Genomic DNA, 2,398 nt, shown 5'->3' with positions numbered 1-2,398 from the left:
GCGCAGCCGGCAGACCACGCACACACGCACCCCACAACACCGCACACGCAACCCCTGCCGGGTATCACACGCATACGGTTTAGCCTCATCCGCGTTCGCTCGCCACTACTAACGGAATCACAATTGTTTTCTCTTCCTGCGGGTACTGAGATGTTTCACTTCCCCGCGTCACCACCACACGCCCTATGAATTCAGGCGCAGGCGACCGCCCACAACGACGGCCAGGTTTCCCCATTCGGACACCCTCGGATCAACGCTCAGTTGGCAGCTCCCCGAGGCTTAACGCAGCCTCTCACGTCCTTCATCGGCCTTCCATGCCAAGGCATCCACCGTGTGCCCTACAAGAACACAAAACGATCATGCAATAAATCACAGAAAAACAAGATGCTCGCGTCCACTATCCAGTTCTCACACAACACCACCAACACCCCACCAACCAGACCACTCGTCTGACTGCCGTTGCGCCGGCGCGCAAGGGAAAACGTGTCTCCCCAGACACCCGACAGCATGCCGACGTTACAAGCCACTCGGTCACCACACTGCGTGGTGCGACAGGCGTTCCACCCGAAAAAAACAAAAACAGCCAGCCGCGCCACAGGCGCATGACACTGGCCGAGCAAAAAACATGCTCCTTAGAAAGGAGGTGATCCAGCCGCACCTTCCGGTACGGCTACCTTGTTACGACTTCGTCCCAATCGCCGATCCCACCTTCGACAGCTCCCCCCCACAAGGGTTGGGCCACTGGCTTCGGGTGTTACCGACTTTCATGACGTGACGGGCGGTGTGTACAAGGCCCGGGAACGTATTCACCGCAGCGTTGCTGATCTGCGATTACTAGCGACTCCGACTTCACGGGGTCGAGTTGCAGACCCCGATCCGAACTGAGACCGGCTTTAAGGGATTAGCTCCGCCTCACGGCATCGCAACCCACTGTACCGGCCATTGTAGCATGTGTGAAGCCCTGGACATAAGGGGCATGATGATTTGACGTCATCCCCACCTTCCTCCGAGTTGACCCCGGCAGTCTCTCACGAGTCCCCACCATCACGTGCTGGCAACATGAGACAAGGGTTGCGCTCGTTGCGGGACTTAACCCAACATCTCACGACACGAGCTGACGACAACCATGCACCACCTGTATACGAGCCACAAGGGAAGGACCATCTCTGGCCCGGTCCCGTACATGTCAAGCCCAGGTAAGGTTCTTCGCGTTGCATCGAATTAATCCACATGCTCCGCCGCTTGTGCGGGCCCCCGTCAATTCCTTTGAGTTTTAGCCTTGCGGCCGTACTCCCCAGGCGGGGCGCTTAATGCGTTAGCTACGGCACGGATCCCGTGGAAGGAAACCCACACCTAGCGCCCACCGTTTACGGCATGGACTACCAGGGTATCTAATCCTGTTCGCTACCCATGCTTTCGCTCCTCAGCGTCAGTTACTGCCCAGAGACCCGCCTTCGCCACCGGTGTTCCTCCTGATATCTGCGCATTTCACCGCTACACCAGGAATTCCAGTCTCCCCTGCAGTACTCAAGTTATGCCCGTATCGCCTGCACGCCCGGAGTTGAGCCCCGGAATTTCACAGACGACGCGACAAACCACCTACGAGCTCTTTACGCCCAGTAATTCCGGACAACGCTCGCACCCTACGTATTACCGCGGCTGCTGGCACGTAGTTAGCCGGTGCTTCTTCTCCATCTACCGTCAGAAAACCTTCGTCGATGGTGAAAGGAGTTTACAACCCGAAGGCCGTCATCCCCCACGCGGCGTCGCTGCATCAGGCTTCCGCCCATTGTGCAATATTCCCCACTGCTGCCTCCCGTAGGAGTCTGGGCCGTGTCTCAGTCCCAATGTGGCCGTCCACCCTCTCAGGCCGGCTACCCGTCGCCGCCTTGGTAGGCCATTACCCCACCAACAAGCTGATAGGCCGCGGGCCCATCCTGCACCGAAAAAACTTTCCACCCCAACCCTACGTTGGAGTCCTATCCGGTATTAGACCCAGTTTCCCGGGCTTATCCCGAAGTGCAGGGCAGGTCACCCACGTGTTACTCACCCGTTCGCCACTCGTGTACCCCAGCAAGCTGGGGCCTTACCGTTCGACTTGCATGTGTTAAGCACGCCGCCAGCGTTCGTCCTGAGCCAGGATCAAACTCTCCACAAAAAAGACTTTTAAGCGAAAAGCCCAAAACCTGACAAAAAAGAACAAACAACAAACCAACAAGCAAACACTCGCTGGCCTGGCATTCATCCGAAAAAATAACTCAAACAACCACGCCACCCTGCTCCACCCGCAAACGAGTGGGACACGACACCACAACACCAGCCCCGACTAGGGAAGGGGCTGACACCGGCATCGCACCAGGCGACGCAGCCAACATGTTCAAGCAGTCATTGGCAAAAA

Annotated in this window: 1 rRNA gene and 1 other annotated feature (1 of these 2 cut by a window edge); the gene reads right to left on the bottom strand. The window is 57.5% G+C overall.

What is annotated here, in order from left to right:
• Positions 1–353 (bottom strand) — a sequence feature (mutual gap in cmsearch alignment for this rRNA model is longer than 100); it reaches 2,829 nt to the left of the window's first position.
• A 283-nt stretch (positions 354–636) separates the two neighbouring features.
• Positions 637–2,158 (bottom strand): 16S ribosomal RNA (locus tag QQS41_RS11670).
• Positions 2,159–2,398: the final 240 nt, after the last annotated feature.

The sequence above is a fragment of the Corynebacterium sp. 335C genome (assembly GCF_053525695.1).
This window is presented reverse-complemented; position numbering and strand designations above follow the sequence as displayed.